16 protein-coding genes and 3 pseudogenes are annotated in these 17251 nt (G+C 72.1%); 14 read left to right on the top strand and 5 right to left on the bottom strand.

From position 1 onward, the window contains the following. Positions 1-81 precede the first annotated feature (81 nt). Complete coding sequence (locus ACWDX6_RS14410; protein WP_451485251.1) at positions 82-3042, top strand: BTAD domain-containing putative transcriptional regulator; 2961 nt, start codon at positions 82-84, stop codon at positions 3040-3042. 241 nt (positions 3043-3283) lie between these two features. After that, entirely contained in the window at positions 3284-3502 is a 219-nt protein-coding gene (locus ACWDX6_RS14405; protein WP_451485250.1) for a hypothetical protein, read from the top strand. A 213-nt stretch (positions 3503-3715) separates the two neighbouring features. On the opposite strand, the gene ACWDX6_RS14400 is transcribed toward ACWDX6_RS14405, so the two are convergent. After that, positions 3716-4474 (bottom strand): GntR family transcriptional regulator, encoded by a 759-nt coding sequence (locus tag ACWDX6_RS14400; protein WP_451485249.1) that lies wholly within the window; start codon positions 4472-4474, stop codon positions 3716-3718. Positions 4475-4574: 100 nt separating this feature from the next. Between ACWDX6_RS14400 and ACWDX6_RS14395 the strand changes: the two genes are divergently transcribed. From ACWDX6_RS14395 to ACWDX6_RS14385, 3 genes are all read left to right on the top strand, one after another. After that, on the top strand, positions 4575-4823 hold the full coding sequence (locus tag ACWDX6_RS14395) for a hypothetical protein (RefSeq protein ID WP_451485248.1): 249 nt from the start codon (positions 4575-4577) through the stop codon (positions 4821-4823). Between the two features lie 85 nt (positions 4824-4908). Beyond that, on the top strand, positions 4909-5136 hold the full coding sequence (locus ACWDX6_RS14390; protein WP_451485247.1) for a hypothetical protein: 228 nt from the start codon (positions 4909-4911) through the stop codon (positions 5134-5136). Then, positions 5133-5423 carry a hypothetical protein gene (locus ACWDX6_RS14385; RefSeq protein WP_403293130.1) on the top strand — a complete coding sequence of 97 codons (291 nt, stop codon included), beginning with the start codon at positions 5133-5135 and terminating at the stop codon, positions 5421-5423. The genes ACWDX6_RS14390 and ACWDX6_RS14385 overlap by 4 nt, the downstream gene beginning before the upstream one ends. A 90-nt stretch (positions 5424-5513) precedes the next feature. Here ACWDX6_RS14385 and ACWDX6_RS14380 read toward each other — a convergent pair. Further along, positions 5514-5724: pseudogene (locus tag ACWDX6_RS14380) on the bottom strand (fatty acid--CoA ligase family protein); the annotation flags it as partial. On the opposite strand from ACWDX6_RS14380, the pseudogene ACWDX6_RS14375 reads away from it, so the two are divergent. Further along, positions 5715-5933: pseudogene (locus tag ACWDX6_RS14375) on the top strand (enoyl-CoA hydratase/isomerase family protein); the annotation flags it as partial. The pseudogenes ACWDX6_RS14380 and ACWDX6_RS14375 sit on opposite strands and share 10 nt — an antisense overlap. Before the next feature lie 720 nt (positions 5934-6653). On the opposite strand, the gene ACWDX6_RS14370 reads toward ACWDX6_RS14375, so the two are convergent. Together ACWDX6_RS14370 and ACWDX6_RS14365 are read right to left on the bottom strand one after the other, a co-directional pair. Beyond that, positions 6654-9068 carry an outer membrane protein assembly factor BamB family protein gene (locus tag ACWDX6_RS14370; protein ID WP_451485246.1) on the bottom strand — a complete coding sequence of 805 codons (2415 nt, stop codon included), beginning with the start codon at positions 9066-9068 and terminating at the stop codon, positions 6654-6656. Between the two features lie 103 nt (positions 9069-9171). Next, positions 9172-10116 (bottom strand): VOC family protein, encoded by a 945-nt coding sequence (locus ACWDX6_RS14365; protein ID WP_451485245.1) that lies wholly within the window; start codon positions 10114-10116, stop codon positions 9172-9174. Positions 10117-10378: 262 nt separating this feature from the next. On the opposite strand from ACWDX6_RS14365, the gene ACWDX6_RS14360 reads away from it, so the two are divergent. Together ACWDX6_RS14360 and ACWDX6_RS14355 are read left to right on the top strand one after the other, a co-directional pair. After that, complete coding sequence (locus ACWDX6_RS14360) at positions 10379-11026, top strand: TetR family transcriptional regulator (protein ID WP_451485244.1); 648 nt, start codon at positions 10379-10381, stop codon at positions 11024-11026. A gap of 286 nt (positions 11027-11312) precedes the next feature. Next, a pseudogene (locus ACWDX6_RS14355) lies at positions 11313-11438 on the top strand (acetyl-CoA acetyltransferase); the annotation flags it as partial. Positions 11439-11519: 81 nt separating this feature from the next. On the opposite strand, the gene ACWDX6_RS14350 reads toward ACWDX6_RS14355, so the two are convergent. After that, the gene (locus ACWDX6_RS14350; protein WP_451485243.1) at positions 11520-12149 is read right to left on the bottom strand and encodes a TetR/AcrR family transcriptional regulator; all 630 of its coding nucleotides are present in this window, start codon (positions 12147-12149) and stop codon (positions 11520-11522) included. 234 nt (positions 12150-12383) lie between these two features. Between ACWDX6_RS14350 and ACWDX6_RS14345 the strand changes: the two genes are divergently transcribed. The 6 genes from ACWDX6_RS14345 (at position 12384) to ACWDX6_RS14320 (ending at position 17228) form a co-directional block, all read left to right on the top strand. Further along, a complete protein-coding gene (locus ACWDX6_RS14345; protein ID WP_451485242.1) occupies positions 12384-13151 on the top strand; it encodes an AfsA-related hotdog domain-containing protein in 768 nt (255 codons plus the stop codon). Next, positions 13144-13836, top strand: coding sequence for an HAD family hydrolase (locus ACWDX6_RS14340; RefSeq protein ID WP_451485241.1), 693 nt, complete (start codon positions 13144-13146; stop codon positions 13834-13836). The genes ACWDX6_RS14345 and ACWDX6_RS14340 overlap by 8 nt, the downstream gene beginning before the upstream one ends. A gap of 58 nt (positions 13837-13894) precedes the next feature. After that, positions 13895-14515: a hypothetical protein gene (locus ACWDX6_RS14335; RefSeq protein WP_451485240.1), complete on the top strand. Its 621-nt coding sequence runs from the start codon at positions 13895-13897 to the stop codon at positions 14513-14515. Positions 14516-14523: 8 nt separating this feature from the next. After that, on the top strand, positions 14524-15381 hold the full coding sequence (locus tag ACWDX6_RS14330) for a hypothetical protein (protein WP_451485239.1): 858 nt from the start codon (positions 14524-14526) through the stop codon (positions 15379-15381). Between the two features lie 80 nt (positions 15382-15461). Further along, positions 15462-16193, top strand: a complete 732-nt coding sequence (locus ACWDX6_RS14325) for an SDR family NAD(P)-dependent oxidoreductase (RefSeq protein WP_451485238.1) — start codon at positions 15462-15464, stop codon at positions 16191-16193. 60 nt (positions 16194-16253) lie between these two features. Next, a complete protein-coding gene (locus ACWDX6_RS14320) occupies positions 16254-17228 on the top strand; it encodes a DMT family transporter (protein WP_451485237.1) in 975 nt (324 codons plus the stop codon). Positions 17229-17251: the final 23 nt, after the last annotated feature.

The following is a 17251-nucleotide window of genomic DNA, read 5'->3' as shown; positions in this document are numbered from 1 at the left end:
GACAGTCACCCGATGCTGACGCGCCCCCTCCGGACAAGGCAGACTGTCTTGGGCGAAACCAGCGGTACGGCAGGGGGAGCTATGGACCGTGAGAACGGCCCGCGAGTTCCGGAGCAGCGGGCTCCGTCGACAGGTGGTCCCGACGACGTCGGTCAGGACCTGCGCTTCGGCGTGCTCGGCCCGGTGCGCGCCTGGCGGGCCGGGGAAGCGCTCCCCTCCGGCTCCCCGCAGCAGCGGGCGCTCCTCGCGGCGCTGCTGCTGCGCGACGGGCGCACGGCCACGGCCGCCGAGCTGATCGACGCCATCTGGGGCGACGACCCGCCCTCGCAGGCGCTGGCGGCGGTACGGACGTACGCCTCGCGACTGCGCAAGATCCTGCCGCCCGGGGTGCTCGTCAGCGAGTCGGGCGGCTATGCCGTCCGCACCCACCACTCGGCGATCGACCTGAACGTCGCCGCCGACCTGGCGGCCGAGGCGGAGAAGCTGCGGGCCGCCGGGGAGCGCGGCGAGGCGCGGGCCCGGATCAACAAGTCGCTCGGGCTGTGGGACGGCGAGGCGCTGGCCTCCGTGCCGGGACCGTACGCCGAGACCCAGCGGGTCCGCCTGGAGGAGTGGCGCCTCCAACTGCTCGAAACCCGCCTGGACATGGACCTGGAGGCCGGCGCCCACGCGGAGGCCGTCTCCGAACTGACGGCGCTCACCGCCGCCCACCCGCTGCGGGAACGGCTCCGCGAACTGCTGATGCTCGCCCTCTACCGCAGCGGGCGGCAGGCGGAGGCGCTGGCCGTGTACGCGGACACCCGCCGGCTCCTCGCCGACGAGCTGGGGGTCGACCCGTGCCCGGAGCTTGCCCGGCTCCAGCAGCGGATCCTGCGGGCGGACGCCGATCTGGCCCGCCCGATCGAGGAACCGGCACCGGCCCCCGTCGTCTCCCGCCCGGCCCAACTGCCCGCGACGGTCCCTGACTTCACCGGCCGCGCCGCCTTCGTACGGGAGCTGGGCGACCGGCTCGCGACCGCCGAGGGCTCCGTCATGGCGGTCTCGGCGCTCGCGGGCATCGGCGGCGTCGGCAAGACGACCCTGGCCGTGCACGTGGCGCACGAGGCCCGCCCGCACTTCCCGGACGGCCAGCTCTACGTCGACCTCCAGGGCGCGGGCGCGCGGGCCGCCGCCCCCGAGACGGTCCTCGGCTCGTTCCTGCGCGCCCTGGGCACCCCGGACTCCGCGATCCCCGACTCGCTGGACGACCGTGCGGCGCTGTACCGCTCGACGCTCGACGGCCGCCGGATCCTGGTGCTCCTCGACAACGCCCGGGACGCGGCCCAGATCCGTCCGCTGCTGCCGGGCACGGCGGGCTGCGCGGCGCTGGTGACCAGCCGTATCCGGATGGTGGACCTGGCCGGGGCGCATCTGGTGGACCTGGACGTGATGTCCCCGGAGGAGGCGCTCCAGCTCTTCACCCGCATCGTCGGCGTGGAGCGGGTCTCGGCGGAGCGCGAGGCGGCCCTCGACGTGGTGGCGGCCTGCGGCTTCCTGCCCCTCGCGATCCGCATCGCGGCGTCCCGCCTGGCGGCCCGCCGCACGTGGACGGTCGCCGTCCTCGCGGCCAAGCTCGCCGACGAGCGCCGCCGCCTGGACGAGCTCCAGGCGGGCGACCTCGCGGTCAAGGCCACCTTCGAACTCGGCTACGGCCAGCTGGAACCGGCCCAGGCCCGCGCCTTCCGCCTCCTGGGCCTCGCCGACGGCCCCGACATCTCCCTCCCGGCGGCGGCGGCCGTCCTCGACCTTCCGGCCCAGGACACCGAGGACCTCCTGGAGGCCCTGGTGGACACCTCGCTCCTGGAGTCGGCGGCCCCGGGCCGCTACCGCTACCACGACCTGGTCCGGCTCTACGCGCGTGCGTGCGCGGAGCGGGACGAACAGCCCCCGGTCGAGCGGGAGCGGGCGCTTTCGCGCCTCCTCGACTTCTATCTGTCGACGGCCTCCCGGGTCTACGCGATCGAGCGCCCCGGCGACCGCCTGGTCGACCACCTGGAGCCGACGGAGTACGACGGCCTGGCCTTCACCGACCGCCACGCGGCCCAGGACTGGCTGTACGCGGAGGCGAACTGCCTGCTGGCCTGCGTACGCCAGTCGGCGGGCACGGAGACCCTGCGGCGGGCGGTCGACCTGCTGTGGGCGTCGCTGGACCTGGCGGAGTCGGGCGCGAACTCCAAGGAATACGAGGCGGTGGCCGCGGGACTGCGCGACGCGGCGGCCGCGGCGGGCGACAGCCGGGCGGAGGGGCGGGCGGCCATCACGCTCGCGTACGTCCACCACGTCTCCGGCCGGTTCGACCAGGCCGACCAGGAGGCGCGGGAGGCGATGCGGCTCGCCGAGACCGTCGAGGACCGGCTCCCGCAGTGCTGGGCGGCGAACACGCTGGGCGTGATGGCGGTCTACCGCAACCGCTACGCCGAGGGCGAGCAGTTCCTCAACCGCGCCATCGACGCCTTCCGCGAGTGCCAGGACGGGCCCGGCGAGGCGAGTGCCCTGTGCAACCTCTCCCGCATCCATCTGGTCACCGGACGGACGGCGAGCGCGGTCAGCCTGGCGCGGCAGGGCGCGGACATGTACGACCGGATGGGCCACGCCCTGAAGGGGGCGAACGGCCGCTACGCCATGGGCGTGGCACTGACCCAGAGCGGTCAGCTCGGCGAGGCGTCCGAGAGCCTCGCCGCCGCCCTGGAGGTCTTCCGGGACAGCCGCCAGCGCCTCTGGGAGGGCATGACCCTCTTCCGGCTGGCGGAGGTCGAGGTGGCAGGCCGGCGGTTCGCCCAGGCGGCCTCGAACGCCGAGATGGCCCTGACCGTCCTGCGGGATGTGGGCGGCGACTGGCGTCGCGGCAACGTGCTCACCGTCCTGGGCCGCGCGTTGCACGGCATAGGGCAGCTGGGCCGGGCCGAGGTCTGCTGGCGGGAGTCCCTGGCCATCCACGAGAAGCTGGGCTCCCCGGAGGCGGCGGAGGTCAGGTCGCTGCTCCAGCCGGCCGCAGCCGCCTGACCGCCTGCCTGATCCCCTGCCCCCGCCCCCGTACTGGGCGTTCATCGTTCGTTTATCGCGGCCCGGCATGCTCTTACTCATCGATCCGTCGCGTCGGGGGGCAGACGGGTCGCCGGTGAGGCCGTGGCCCCGACGCACTAGGGTGATCGGCCCTGCGCAGAGGCCCGTTCGGCAGTCCACGGGGGAGCAGCCGGACGGGTCTCGCCGACCCATCTGAATCGAAGCATCAACAGGAGTTGCGATGAGCGACGAGCAGATCGTCAAGCCGACGAACATCCACGTCACCGGCGGCGAGGCGACCGACATCGAGACGAAGAACATCCACGTCACGGGCGGTGAGGCCACCGACGCGATAGCCGACAAGATCGGCATCAAGAACATCCACGTCACGGGCGGCGGCGAGGGCGGCGGCACCGCGTCGACCGAGAACATCCACGTGACGACGGAGCCGGCCAAGTAGACCACTCCCCACGGGGCGCAGCCCCGGCGGCACCATCGGGGGAGTCGCCGGTGCTGTGGAAGTCCGGAACGCCGGAACGCGAACGCTCGGGGGACACCCGACGGGTCTGGGGGGACCCGCCGGGCAGGGCGCGGCGCGAAAGCGACCGGACGCAAAGAGAAGGGGCCGGGCAGTCGCCCGGCCCCTTCGCCGCGCGCGGGTCCTTGGTTCGCCTTACGGGGCGTCGAGGTCGATGACGAAGTCGACGACGGTCGTGTCACCCCGCCGCACGATGGGATGCGCGACCTCGACCACGCGCCCCGAATCCGCGATGTGCCGCCGTGTATAACGCAACACCGGCACACCCGAACCGATACGCAGCGCCGCCGCCTCGTCCTCGCTGGGCATGCCGCACGTGAACGACTCGGTGATGCGGGCGACCGTAATCCCCAGGCTGGCCAGCTGAGCCCGAGTTCCGCCCGGCCACGGCTCGTGGATGGGATCGGCGACCGGCGTTCCGGCGACGTCGCTCCACCGCACGTAACTGGTGCTCAGCTGCGTCGGCACGTCGTTGTCGTAGAAGACGAAGTGCCGCGCGAGGAGCCGTTCGCCCGCCTCACACTCGAACAACGCCGCCACTTCCGTGTCCGCCTGGACCTTCTCGAAGCGCTTGTCGAGCCGGTACTCCGACCATCCGATGCCCTGATCCCTTGTGAACGGCGTGGACTTCGCTCCCGGAGCGGCTCGATAGCGATCCGCCGCCATCCGATGCACAGGTGGGCGCGGGCGCACGCGGGTACCCGCTCGTGCGCGGCTTTCGATCACACCCTCGTTGCGCAGCAGCCCAAGCGCGTTGCGAACGGTGACCTCCGAGACGCCGTACTCCTCGCACAACGCGGGGAGGATCGGCAGCCGTTCGCCAGGCCCGAACTCCCCAGAAGAAATACGACGCCGCAGGTCAGCGGCGATCCGCTGGTACTCGGGCTGTGCCACGCCACACCACCGTTCCGAACGAGCATCCCAATCTGCATACACATAATGTCCCGCCCGGCTTGACCGACGCCAACCGCATCGGCAGGGCGACGCCCCGCTGGTGGCGCACGAGCTGTTCGTGGCGTGTCTCGGCACGCGACCGGCCTTCGTCGAGATGACGCTGTCCACGGCAGACCACCGCATCCGCATCACCGCCCGAGGCCCCGTCGAGCTTCCCGTCCGTTGCAGCCACGGCCCAGGGCTCGCCATCATCCGGGGCTTCAGCACCACCAACGGCACGACCAGTGACGGCTGCGCGGTATGGGCCGAACTCGTCATTGGCAATTCGGCTCCGGAAGAGGCCCGTTGAAATGCTTCCCACGCTCGTCCGACTCGCGTCCCGAGTCCGCTCACTGGTGACGCCCACCGGTCGCCACCGTGCCGGCCGCACTCCCTTGCGCCCTGAACCGCCACCGCCACCACCTCCCCCGACGCGCCCCGCCCCCGCCGTCCGCGCCCGGCACGCCCCCATCGACGGCGCCGCCACCGCCCTCGTACGCCCCTATCTCCCCGCGTACGAGCGGGAGGAGGCTGTCCGGCAGCAGCGCCGGATCACCCTCCTCGCCGCCACGTACGGCATCGACCTCGACACCCGTGTCATCCACCCCTTGGAGACGGCATGAATCCGATCCGCTCCCCGCGTCTGCTCCCCTGGAGCGGTGCGGACGGCAAGCCCTGCTACCTGATCGGTGACGGCACGGGGCGTCTGTCCCGTCTCGCCGATCAGATCGAGACCGTGCAGCTCGGCCTCGCCCGCCAGATCCTGGAGAGGGCCCACGACACCCTGACCGGCGAGCGCCCGTCACCCGAGGAACTGCACGTCCTGGCCGGTCACCTCGTCGCCGCCCTGCGAGACGCCCTTCTCATCGCCGAGTGCCGCGACACCTCCGGCGTCGGCGAGACGCCATGAAGGCATGCATCGGTGTACAGGGCTGCGCCCGGGCCGCCACCTGAGCCGTCGTCCTCCTGCCCCCCACCGGCCGGGGCCCCGCCCCTACCCGTCCCCCCCTCGTCTGAGCCCGCAGTGCCCCTTCACTACCTTGCCGCTCGCGTCCGCGGCGAACTGGCCGTACGCCGTCAGGACCATGCCGGCGCCCAGTTCGCCGCGGAGGCGCTCGACCAGCCGGAGCGGGACCACTGCCGCGCGTCACCACGAGACGGAGCGCGGAGAGGTCGTACGAGCGGCGGGACGGGTGGTCCAGTGCCGTACGGCGAGGTCGCGCGCATGGCGCTGATGCGTGGCGCCGAGCGGATCTCGGCCCGGCGGGCGTACGAGACGGGGCTTGTGTCCGAGGTGACGGAGCCCGGCGGCACGCTGGACGCAGCCCGCCGGGCCGCCGCCGTCATCGCCTCGCATCCGACGGAGGCGGTGCAGGGCACGGTTCGCGCCGCGTGGCGAAGCCCCCGCACCCGGCGTAGCGTCGAGACCGAGAGCCGGACCGAAGGAGGCCGAGCGATGGTCCGCAACGTCATCGGCTCCGTCCTGGCGCTCGCCGGAGCGACGGCCGCCGTCTGGAGCCCCTTCCGTGCCTGGTACGACGGCCGTCACGGCAGGCACTACCGCATCGAGGACCTGTTCGGCGGGATCACCGACGCGAGGGCCGAGGTCATCGGGTCGATCCTGCTGCCGTTCGCCTTCGCCGCGCTCGTCACGCTGATCGGCCTGGTGCTCCGCTCGCGTCTGCTGGTCGCGGTCGCCGGGGTGATCGTGCTCGGCTTCACCGTCCTGTGGATGGTCCGGGTCGGTCAGGCCGAGAACGGCCTGACGGTCGGCGGCGAGCGGATGGGCCTCGACCACGGCGTCTTCTACGCCCTGGGAGGCGGGGTGCTGCTCCTGCTCGCCGCGGCGGTGATGTCGGGCCGCCGCCGGGAGCACGCGGTCCGGGTCGACGGTCACGGACCGCCGGACGAGGCCGGACCGGGTGACGCGCCCGTGTACCCCCGTGACACGGCCGCACCGACCCGGACGATGGACGAGCCGCACTGGGACGGGCGGGGCCAGGGCGAGAACCAGTGGGACCACGGCCGGGGCGGCCACCAGCCGTACCACCGGGACCACCCCGAACACCCGGACCGGTACGACGAACCACCGCCGCCGCAGCGCCCGTGAGCCCACCCGGGCGACTTGGGTGCCCGTCCGTCACACTCGCGGTGCCGCCGCTCCCCGCCCCGTCGCCGTGCCCTTGACCGCGTCGAGCGCGTACACGCAGCGGTCCTTGCTGCACGCGTACACGACCCCGCCCCGCGCCACCGGGGAACCGGTGATCTCGCCGCCGGTGGCGAGCTTCCAGCGCAGCTGGCCGCCGGTCGCGTCCAGCGTGTACAGGACGTGGTCGGCCGAGCCGAAGTGCACCCGGCCGTCGGCGACGACCGGCGCGCCGATCAGCTCGCCACCCGCCGCGAACCGCCACTTCGGCGTCCCCGTCACCGCGTCGAGCGTGTACAGCGCGCTGCCGCTGCCCACGTGCACGTTGCCGTCGGCGATCAGGACCGGCTCGACCGACTGGCGCGACTCGGTGGCGATCCGCCAGCGGTCCTGGCCGGTCGTCGCGTCGAGCGCGTACACCGTGCCGAGATGGTCGGCGAGGTAGACACCGCCGCCGGTGACGGCGGGCCCCGGGGCGAAGGCGGGCGGCGAGAGGAAGACGGCGGGCGCCTCGAAGTGCCAGCGGACGTGCCCGCTGGTGACGTCGATCGACAGCACGCGCGTACCGGCCGAGACGTACACGCAGCCGTCCTCCGCCCGCGCCACCCGGACCGGCACGCTGCCGCAGGAGGCGGCGTCGCCCACGGGGTACGACCAGCGCTCCACGCCCGTCCGCGCGTCGAGGGCCTGGAGCCGGGCGTCCCGCCACACGTACACGGTGTCGCCGTGCACGGCGGGCCCCGCCTCCGGGGTCTCGAAGTCGGTCTGCGCGCCGGTGATCTCCCACAGCTTGGCGCCGTTGGACGCTTCCCAGCCCTGGACCCCGCCGCCCCGGGTGCCGGTGACGACCGTGCCCCGGTCGACCTTCAGGGAGTACACCCAGGCGTCCGTCCGCACCCGCCAGCGCTCGCCGCCGTCGGACGCGTCCAGCGCGTACAGCGACGGCCCGTCCGAGGCGTGGATACGGCCCTGCGACACCGCCATGGACCAGGCGACGTCCCGGGTCTTGAACTGGCGGCGGCCGCTGGCCACATCGAGCGCGTGCACCTCGAAGGAGGTGACGTAGAGCAGGTCGCCGGCGACGACCGGGGTGCCCCAGACGTCGTTGGACATCCGGAAGCGCCACGGCCGCCAGTGGCCGGGTTCGGGCGCCGGAGCCGGTGCGGGCGGGGCCTCGGGGGCCGCGGCCGGGGGCGACGAGGGCAGCGGACGGGAGCCGGGCCGCGGACCGGGCTCGGCGCCGTTCGCACCGCCGCCGGGCGGACGGATCCAGCCGGTGGCCGGGCCCGCGTCGGCGCCGACGGCTGCCCGGGTGTCTGCCACCCGGGGGCCGGGGCCGATCGGGACGGTGCCGCCGGCCAGCCGTACGGGCCCGGCGGACTCGGCCGGAGCCGCGTGGCGCCCGCCGCCGGCCTGGCCACCACGCGGGTCGCCGCTCCACTCCGGCGCCTGCCGGGGCGGACGCGGCGGTGCGGGCGGGGCCGGAGGCGCGGCGACCGGCGCCGCGACGCTGGGGCGGCCGCCCCGCCGGTGCTCGATCATGGCCGTGGCGCGCTCCGGCAGCCAGGCCGAGGCCGTACCGCTGTCGTCGCTGCCCGAGCCGAAAAGATGGGGTGCGAGCTGCGCCTGCAGATCGGCCGGGCTGGGGCGGCGCGCGACGTCCGTCTGCATACAGGACTCGATGAGCGGCCGCAGCTCGTCCGGCAGCCCCGCCAGGTCGGGACCCTCCCTGAGCAGCATGAACACCGTCTCGACGGGGTTGGCGCCGTGGTAGGGGGCATGGCCGGTGGCGGCGAAGACCAGCATCGAGCCGAGCGAGAAGACATCGCTCGCGCCGGTGACACTGCGCGAGTCACGGGCCTGCTCGGGCGACATGTACGCGGGCGTGCCGACGGCGACGTTGGTCATGGTCAGCCGGGTGTTGGAGACGCCGGACGCGATACCGAAGTCGATCACGCGCGGTCCGTCCTCGACGACGAGGACGTTGGAGGGCTTGAGGTCGCGGTGGACCAGGCCCGCGCCGTGGATGGACTGGAGGGCCTCGGCGACACCGGCGGCCAGCCAGCGCACGGCCTGCGCCGGGAGCGGCCCGCACTCGTTCACTATCTCTTCGAGGGAGGGCGCGGGAACGTACGCGGTGGCCAGCCAGGGCACGGCCGCCCGGGGGTCGGCGTCGACGACGGCCGCGGTGTAGAACCCGGAGACGGCCCGCGCGGCCTCGACCTCACGGGTGAAACGGACACGGAACAGCTGGTCCTCGGCGAGCTCGGTCCGCACGGTCTTGATCGCCACGCGCCGCCCGGACGCCGAGCGCGCGAGATAGACCAGACCCATACCGCCTGCACCGAGCCGGCCCAGCACCTCGAAGGGCCCGATCCGTCTCGGGTCGTGCTGCGTCAGCTGCTCCACTTGCCTGCCACCTCCCCGTACGGGCCATGAGAATACGGCCCCGTGGCCCTGATTCTTCCTGTCCGAGGCGGTGGTTGCGAACCCGGGGGCGGATCGGGGTGTCTCAGGTCATATCCCCGGCCTGGCCGGTTCTCCCGGCGGCGGGCTCGCCGCCGGAGCGGGAGGTGGCCTCCGGGGTGGCGCCGGAAGTGGCTTCGTGGGTGGCTCCGGCGGTGGTTTCCGTGGTGGCTGCGGCGGCGCGCTCCTCGGACGGACCGGCCGGCCCCGCCGTGTCCGTCGGCTCGGCCAGGACCGCGAAGCGGGCGCCCTGGTTGTCGTGGAGGACGGCGATCCGGCCGTGCGGCGTGTCGAAGGGCGGGTTGGTGACGCGACCGCCGAGGCGAACGGCCGTCTCGCAGGTCTCGTCGCAGTCGCGGACGGCGAAGTAGACGAGGATGTGGCCCGGCATCTCGGCCGGGAAGGCGTCGGTCAGCACGGCCCGGCCGCCGAAGGCGGAGTCGTCGCCGGGGCGGGAGCCGGGCGGCGACCAGACGCGGTAGTCGAAGCCGCTCTCCCTGCCCTCCTCGGCCGCCTCCACCTGGCGGCCCAGGTAGCCGAAGACGGTGGCGTAGAAGGTGTCGACCTTGTCCCGCTCCCTCGTATAGACCTCCATCCAGCAGAAGGACCCGGGGAGCATCGTCTTCTCGAAGCCGTCGTCGTCACCCGCCTGCCGCAGCCCGAAGACGGCGCCGCCGGGGTCGGCGGCGAGCGCCATGACGCCGAAGGGTCCGACGGGGTACGGCTCCATCACCATCTGGCCGCCGGCCGCCTTGATCCGGGCCGCCAGCACGCCGGCGTCCTCGGTGGCGAGGTAGACGGTCCAGGTGGTGGGCATCCGGCCGTCCCGCTTCGGTACGAGACCGGCGACGCGCTTTCCGTCGCTGAGGGCCTCGTCCCGGTCGGGGTCGAAGGTCCAGCCGAAGAGCTCGCCGTAGAACCGCTTCCCCGCTTCCAGGTCGGGGAGCTGCGCGTCCACCCAGCAGGGGGTGCCCTCTGTGAATGCGGCCATGGCTCCACGCTAGGGCGGCGGGGTCCACCCCGCACGCCCCAAAATAGAACATACGCACATGAATGACCTCGGCGGCCCTTGATTTCCTTGGCTTGTCCACCGAAGTTGTCCACAGGCTGTTAATAAGCCTATTCGGGTGCGCCCCTCCCCGGGAGACGCCGGGGAGGGGTTCCGGAGCGGCCGGGGAGAGCCCGGAGCAGGGGTGCACCCCATTTGCAGTCGGCCAAATCGCGCGCTGATCACCCGTCGGTAAGCTGACGGCATGACAGGACAAGTACGCACGGTCGACGGCCGCGTGGCCGGACGACGAGGCCAGGCGACGCGGCAGAAGCTGCTCGACTGCCTCAGCGAGATGCTCAGCTCCTCGCCGTACCGGGACGTCAAGGTCATCGACGTGGCCCGGAAGGCGGGCACTTCACCCGCGACGTTCTACCAGTACTTCCCCGACGTCGAGGGCGCCGTTCTCGAGATCGCCGAAGAAATGGCGAAGGAGGGCGCGGCGTTGACCGATCTGGTCTCCGGCCGGTCCTGGGTCGGCAAGGCCGGCTGGCAGACCTCCGAGGAACTCGTCGAAGGATTCCTGGACTTCTGGCGCAAGCACGACGCGATCCTACGGGTGGTGGACCTGGGCGCCGCCGAGGGCGACAAACGGTTCTACAAGATCCGCATGAAGATCCTGAACTCGGTCACCAACTCCCTTACGGACACGGTGAAGGAGCTCCAGGCCAAGGGCAAGGTCGACAAGGACGTCAGTCCGGCCGCGATGGCGGGCTCGCTCGTGGCGATGCTGGCCGCGGTGGCCGGCCACCAGAAGGGCTTCCAGACCTGGGGTGTGAAGCAGAACGAACTGAGGCCCAACCTGGCGCTGTTGGTCCACCTCGGCATCACGGGCAAGAAGCCGACGAGGTAACCCGCGCCCACCCTTCACCCGTCCTGTCGCGCCGGTGGCGGTCCCGTCCGGGAGACCGCCACCGGCGTTCCCCTGTCCGGACCGGACTCACCCTTCCCCGCGCGGCCCCGGCGCCCGGGCCGAACAGCCCCGCCTCCGCGCCGCCCGGCCCCGCAGCCCGCACACCGGCGCGAAGAGCAGCTCGTCCGCCGTCGCCCGCTCGCCGTACAGGTGGCCTCGTCCTCCCCTCTGCAGGCGACCCCGCCACGACGCCCTATTTGATGTACCGACAGGTTCATGCCCACCACTTCACGGGACCGCTCCGGGCGCGCAGGTGCGGCGTGCGGACGGGAGCCTGCCGGAGCCGGCGGTGGCGTCGGGGACGGGCGGCTGGTTCTGCTCGTCGGGGACGGTGGTCCTTGGGCGGGGCTGACCCCGCCGGCGCGCCACGGCACGACGCAGGGGCCGGTGCTGGGCGACCCCGCCCGCGCCGGCCGGGTGCGCTGTCAGCGGATCACGCGCCCTCCCCGGCCGGTGGCCGCGGCTGCCGGGGCTCTGCCGCCTGGGTGACGGTGGCCTCGACGACGGCCCTGCCCTGACGCATCAAGGTCTCCCGCAGCCTCCCGGGATCCTCCCCGTCAGGGGCGAGCAGCGCGCGCTGCTGTTCGGCGACATAGGGCCAGGTCGCGATGGCGATCAGCGTGAGGACCAGGTGCGCGGTCTCGGTGAGGCCGATCCGGCCCAGGGCTTCGTTCAAGGTGCCGCACTTGTCCCGGTAGTACGCGGCGCGGACTTCCCGGTCCGGGAAGTCCTGGCCTCCGTAGTACAGGCCCTCCCAGGCGATCAGGTGGGCGAGCGTGCGGTCCTTGGCGTGGTAGTCGAAGATGTCGCCGACGTAGCGGCGGGCCGCTTCGAGGGTGTCGGGGACGGGGACCTGGCGGGTCAGGTCTTCGTAGGCGTCCCTGATGACGGCCGAGAACAGCCCCTCCTTGTTGGTGAAGTTCGCGTACAGGCGCTGCTTGTTGACGGAGGAGGCGGCGGCGATCCGATCGACGCGCGCTCCGGCAATGCCGTGCCGGGCGAACTCCTTCCGCGCCGCGTCGAGCAGCTTGCGCCGGGTGATCTGGCTCTTCGCTGTCTGCATGGGTTCACCATACGAGACGCCCCAACCATCTGGTTAGTTTCAAGAAACCACCTGGTTGGTTTCAAGACCCGGCAAAGAACCAACTAGATGGTTGCGTTGGTCGTGTCGATCTTCGTAGCGTGTGGATCACCGCGGGGCGAAGGCCGTGACACGGCGACTCCCGGAGGAATGGGGGATGCAGGCGCGCTGAGCGCCCCTCCGCGGTGGTCAGTCACTACACACAGGGGGTTTGGCATGAACGGAGCGCCTCGAACGCGCGTGGTCGTCGGGGACCGCTTCCCCGGCTTCGCCGCTCACGACAGCGTCGTCACGGTGTCCCAGTTCCTCGCCCAGCTGCGTGCCGGGGGGTACGCGGAGGGCTTGACCGTGGTGCGAGCCGGTCAGGGGGTGGGTGACTTCGAGTGGCACCTGCTGTGCGAGCAGGTGAGCGCGCACGGGCTCGAGTTCCGTGTGCGGCTGGTGCGGCCCGAGGGGGAGCTGGTCTCCCGGGCGGAGTGCCACAAGCGCAGCGAGCCGAACGCGCTCATCGCCGGCCTGCACCAGGTGGACGAGCAACTGTTCCGTGCGTCCCTGCGCCTGCACAACGACAACGAGCTGCTGCTCGACCACCAGACCGGTCAGCATGTGCAGGGCATGGTGGCGGTGGAGGCGGCCCGGCAGATGTTCCTCGCGGTCACCGAGCGGTTCTTCGCCTCGGCCCATCCCGGGTGCCACTACTACTACGTCATCGAATCCCTGAACACCGACTTCGAGAACTTCCTCTTCCCTCTCGACGCGCGGATCGACTACCGCGTGCAGGACGCGAAGGTGGACGACCCGGAGCGGCTGTGGTTCTCGGCGGAAATCGGTCTGCTGCAGGCCGGCAGGCGGGCGTCGGTCACCCGCGTCACCTTCACCGCCTTCGACGAACAGCTGCTCAAGCCGAAGGAGCACCGCCGCGCGGCGCGCGCCGTCGCGCACGCGGCCGCGGAACTGCTGGTGCCGGAGCCCGCCGGTGTCTGAGCGCGCGGCCGCCGCCGACCCGGCCGTGGCGTTCTTCGACGTCGACGAGACCCTGATCTCACTCAAGAGCATGTTCCGGTTCCTCGCCTTCTATCTGGAGGAGCGGGGCGAGGGGCCGGACACCTACCGACGACTGGCCGGAGAGCTGTCGGGCATGGCGGCCATGGGGGCGGCACGCGAGGACGTGAACCGCGCCTACTACCAGCTGTACGCCGGAGAGTCGGAGCGCCGCCTCGCCCGCCTGGGTGCGCGGTGGTTCGCCCGCGAGAGCGCCGACAGCGCTTTTTGGCTGCACGCTTCCGTCGCCGAGCACCACCGGTTGCGACGGACGGGGACGCAGACGGTGCTCGTCTCGGGTTCGTTCTTCGCCTGTCTCGATCCGATCGCCGCGGAACTCGGCGCGAGCGATGTCCTGGGCGCGCCGGTGGTCATCCGCCAGGGGCACCTCACTGGGGAGATCACCGAACCCATGATCGGGAACGGCAAGGCACGCGCCGCCCGTGCCTGGCTGGAGCGCAGCCAGGTCCCGGCCGAGCGCACCGCCGCCTACGGGGACCACCTGAGCGACCTGCCGCTGCTGCGGATGGCCGGCGTACCGGTCGTGGTCGGCGAGGACCCGCAGATGACCCGCCTCGCCAAACAGAACGGCTGGCGGCGACTCCCCCACGCGCGGGCGGCGGCCTAGCCCCGCGTCTCTTCTTCTCACTCCCTCTTCTCACCACCGCTTCCTTGGAGGAACACCCATGTCCGCTTCCCTGATCGTGACGTCCGAGCTGTCCGTCAAGCCGGACCGGGCCGACGAGGCCGCCGCTGCCTGGCTCCGTCTGCACCGGGACACCCCGGAATGCGAGCGCGCCCTCTTCCGGGCCCTTGACGGCACCTCCCTGCTGGAGTTCACGCCGCTGTCCGCCGTCGCCGACGTCGAGTCCCTGCGGGGCGACTGGCAGCGGCAGTTCGAGGAGCTCGCGCCGTTCGCGGAGGGGGACTTCTGCCGCGAGCTGCTCGAGTTCGTCGAGGCTCCCAAGCCGACGGACCTGCCGCTGCCCGCGACGCGGTACGTCCAGATGCGCCACGTCGAGGTCAAGCCGGCCCAGTACCAGGCCTACCGGACCTGGCGCGAGGAGACCATCTACGACGTGGTGCGGGGCCACGACGACGCGGAGGTCTTCCTGGCGTACCACTCCGTGCTGAGCAGCGCGCCGGGTGTCATGTTCATCTCAGGCTTCGACTGCTCGCCGGAGCGGTACAACACCGCCTTCACCTCGCCCCGTTACCAGGAGATCGTTCAGCAGGCCGGCGACCGGTACATCACCGGCGGCGACCGTGGCCTGTACACCACGTTCTACGAGCGGGTGGAGAAGTGACGGCGCCGGTGTCGGCCACGTCGACAGCGACGGCGACGGCGACGAGTCGCTCGTACGACCTGAGCGTCACCACGCAGGGCCCGGCGTATCCGCCGAGCGAAGTCATGGACAGGGACGGGAACTTCGTCGTCATCGGTCGGCTCAATACGCCGTCCGGGCCCCGCTGGGGGAGCGCGGTGGTCTCCCCCGCCAGTCCGGTTCCGCCGCTCGGCGAGGACCTGCCGTACACGATCGTGCGTGAGCTGCCGGAGGAACTCGACGAGCGGGACGGGCGGATGGAGCTGTACACGCTGCCGCTGCCGCTGCCGTGCAACAACTACCCCATGCTCTTCGCACCCGAGCAGCGTCCGGACGCCCATGAGGTCCGGCGGCCCAGCCACCCCCTGCACCAGGCGCCCATCCCCGACATGAGGGAAGCCGACGGTCCGCGCCTGCGGGAGGCGATCACCCTGGAGCAGTGGGTCAGGGCCCGGGGCCAGCTCGACGTCTCGGTGGCACCCGACCGACGCAGCGCCCGCTTCGCCTTCTCCTTCACCGGGCTGATCCCCGACAGCGTGTACACGGTGATGTCGCTACGGGAACACGACCTGGACCCCGCCGGGCCCACCCGGCCCGGCCCGCTGGGTGTGCCCAACGCCTTCTACAGCGACCGGCACGGCATGGCCCACTACGAGGCCACCCTGCCCAACCCCTTCCCCGCGCCGGGCACCGCCGGAGCGAACCGGGTGATCAACGTGGTGGTGCTGTGGATGAGCTATCAGCAGAACTACGGCGGGGCGATCGGGCACTTCGGCCTGGGCGGCGACATCCACGCCCAACTCAAGCTGCGCGGGCCGCACTTCGCCGAGTTCACCACCCACGACTGACGCTGCGGCAGCGGGCGCCCCACCTGAGGCGCCCGCCGACCCGCCAGCCCCCACCTTCTCTCTCACCCCAGGAGTTCGTCATGCCCGCACTCACCGGCCGTACCGCCCTGATCACCGGAGCCGATCGGGGCATCGGCCTCGCCCTGGCCCGCCGCCTCGGCGCCGAGGGCGTCAACCTCGTCCTGCACTCCCACAGCGCCGACAGCCTGCGCGAGACCCTGCGCCGCGAGCAGTGGCCGGCCGAACGCCTGCACACCAGCGTCCTCGACGTGGCGGACGCGGACGCCGTCGAGAACGCGGTCACCGAGGCGGTCGACCGCTTCGGCGGCATCGACTACCTGCTCAACGTCGCCGGCATCGTCCACTTCGGCGGCATCGAGCAGTGCACGGTCGACGAGTGGCAGCAGACCCTGCGGACCAATCTGACCGGCTACTTCCTCATGGCCCGCAGCGTCCTGCCGCACATGCGCAAGGCCGGCGACGGCGTCATCGTCAACATGTCCTCGATCTGGGGACGGCGCCCCGCCCCCGGCACCCTCGCCTACTCCGTGTCGAAGTACGGGGTCGAGGGGCTGACCAAGTGCCTGGCCGAAGAAGCCCGGCCCTGGGGCGTGAAGGTCTCCAGCCTCGTCCTGGACAAGGTGGACACCAACTTCCGTGACGGCATGGCAGCCCATGTCTCGTACGACGCCGAACAGCGCGAGCGCATGCTGTCCGCCGAAGACGTGGCCGACGCCACCTGGGCCATCCTGACCAGCTCGTCCCGCGCCCACCCGTCCTCCATCGAGCTGGACGCCTGGCGCTGGGCCTGACCCGCGCCACCCGCCAAAGCTCCCTTTCTCCTCCCACCACGAGACGGAACAACAGCAGTCATGTCCTCTTCCAAGACCCTGACCGGTGCCACCGGTGGCCTGGCCACCGCGCTGGCCTGGGGCGGCATGTTCGCCGTGGCCCAGTCCGCCTACCACCACCTCGACCCCTTCCACCTCACGGCCGCCCGCTTCACCCTCGGAGCCGCCATCTTCCTGGCGCTCCTCGCGTTCAAGGAGGGCTCCGCCGCCTTCCGTTACGAGGGCAACCTGGCCAGACTCTGGGTGCTCGGCACGATCGGCTTCGCCGGGTTCAACCTGCTCACCTACGTGGGCCTCGAGTCCATGCCCTCGCAGAGCTCGTCCCTGGTCGTGGCCACCATGCCGCTGGTCACCGTGGTCGTCCTGTGGATCAGGACCAAGAAGGCCCCCGCGCCCCTCGCCCTCGCCTTCGTCGTCCTCGCGCTGATCGGCCTGACCATCGTGCTCGGCAACGGCAACCCGCTCACCGTGTTCTCCGGCGGCCTGGGCACCGGCGGTCTGCTCACCCTCATCGGCGTGATCTGCTGGGTCGTCTACACCACCAGCGCCGCCCAGTTCCCCACCTGGTCGCCGCTGCGCTTCACCGCCCTGAGCTGCCTGCCCGGCACCCTCAGCATCCTGGTCGTCACCGCCGTCAGCCAGGCAGCCGGCTGGACCGACGGCTTCGGCCCGGGAGACTACGCGGCCGCCTGGTGGCAGATCCTCTACGTCGCGATCCCCGCCACCGCCGTGGCCATCCTGACCTGGAACATCGCCAACCGGAACCTCGGCCCGACCAACGGGGTGCTCTTCATCAACCTCGTGCCCGTCACCGCGTTCGTCGTCTCCGCCTTCCAGGGACACACCCCCACCGGCGCCGAGCTGACCGGCATCTGCCTGGTGATCGTCTCGCTGCTCGGCGCCAACATCGCCGGCCGCCGCCACGCCGCCCGCGCCGCTGCCGCCGGACGCCCGGCCGCGACGGCAACCCCGAAAACGCCGACCGCGGTCCGCTGACGCGCACCACCAAAAGAGGGGAA

This window comes from Streptomyces sp. NPDC003027, from assembly GCF_053591435.1.
The sequence above is the reverse complement of the archived record's forward strand: the minus strand, read 5'-3'. Positions and strand labels throughout refer to the sequence as shown.

What these genes read in the sequence shown, in the direction of transcription:
- ACWDX6_RS14350 (WP_451485243.1), bottom strand. Translation starts at nt 12,149, where the DNA reads ATGCAGACAGCGAAGAGCCAGATCACCCGGCGCAAGCTGCTCGACGCG.
- ACWDX6_RS14335 (WP_451485240.1), top strand. Translation starts at nt 13,895, where the DNA reads ATGTCCGCTTCCCTGATCGTGACGTCCGAGCTGTCCGTCAAGCCGGAC.
- ACWDX6_RS14360 (WP_451485244.1), top strand. Translation starts at nt 10,379, where the DNA reads ATGACAGGACAAGTACGCACGGTCGACGGCCGCGTGGCCGGACGACGA.
- ACWDX6_RS14325 (WP_451485238.1), top strand. Translation starts at nt 15,462, where the DNA reads ATGCCCGCACTCACCGGCCGTACCGCCCTGATCACCGGAGCCGATCGG.
- ACWDX6_RS14320 (WP_451485237.1), top strand. Translation starts at nt 16,254, where the DNA reads ATGTCCTCTTCCAAGACCCTGACCGGTGCCACCGGTGGCCTGGCCACC.
- ACWDX6_RS14385 (WP_403293130.1), top strand. Translation starts at nt 5,133, where the DNA reads ATGAATCCGATCCGCTCCCCGCGTCTGCTCCCCTGGAGCGGTGCGGAC.
- ACWDX6_RS14410 (WP_451485251.1), top strand. Translation starts at nt 82, where the DNA reads ATGGACCGTGAGAACGGCCCGCGAGTTCCGGAGCAGCGGGCTCCGTCG.
- ACWDX6_RS14405 (WP_451485250.1), top strand. Translation starts at nt 3,284, where the DNA reads ATGAGCGACGAGCAGATCGTCAAGCCGACGAACATCCACGTCACCGGC.
- ACWDX6_RS14365 (WP_451485245.1), bottom strand. Translation starts at nt 10,116, where the DNA reads ATGGCCGCATTCACAGAGGGCACCCCCTGCTGGGTGGACGCGCAGCTC.
- ACWDX6_RS14345 (WP_451485242.1), top strand. Translation starts at nt 12,384, where the DNA reads ATGAACGGAGCGCCTCGAACGCGCGTGGTCGTCGGGGACCGCTTCCCC.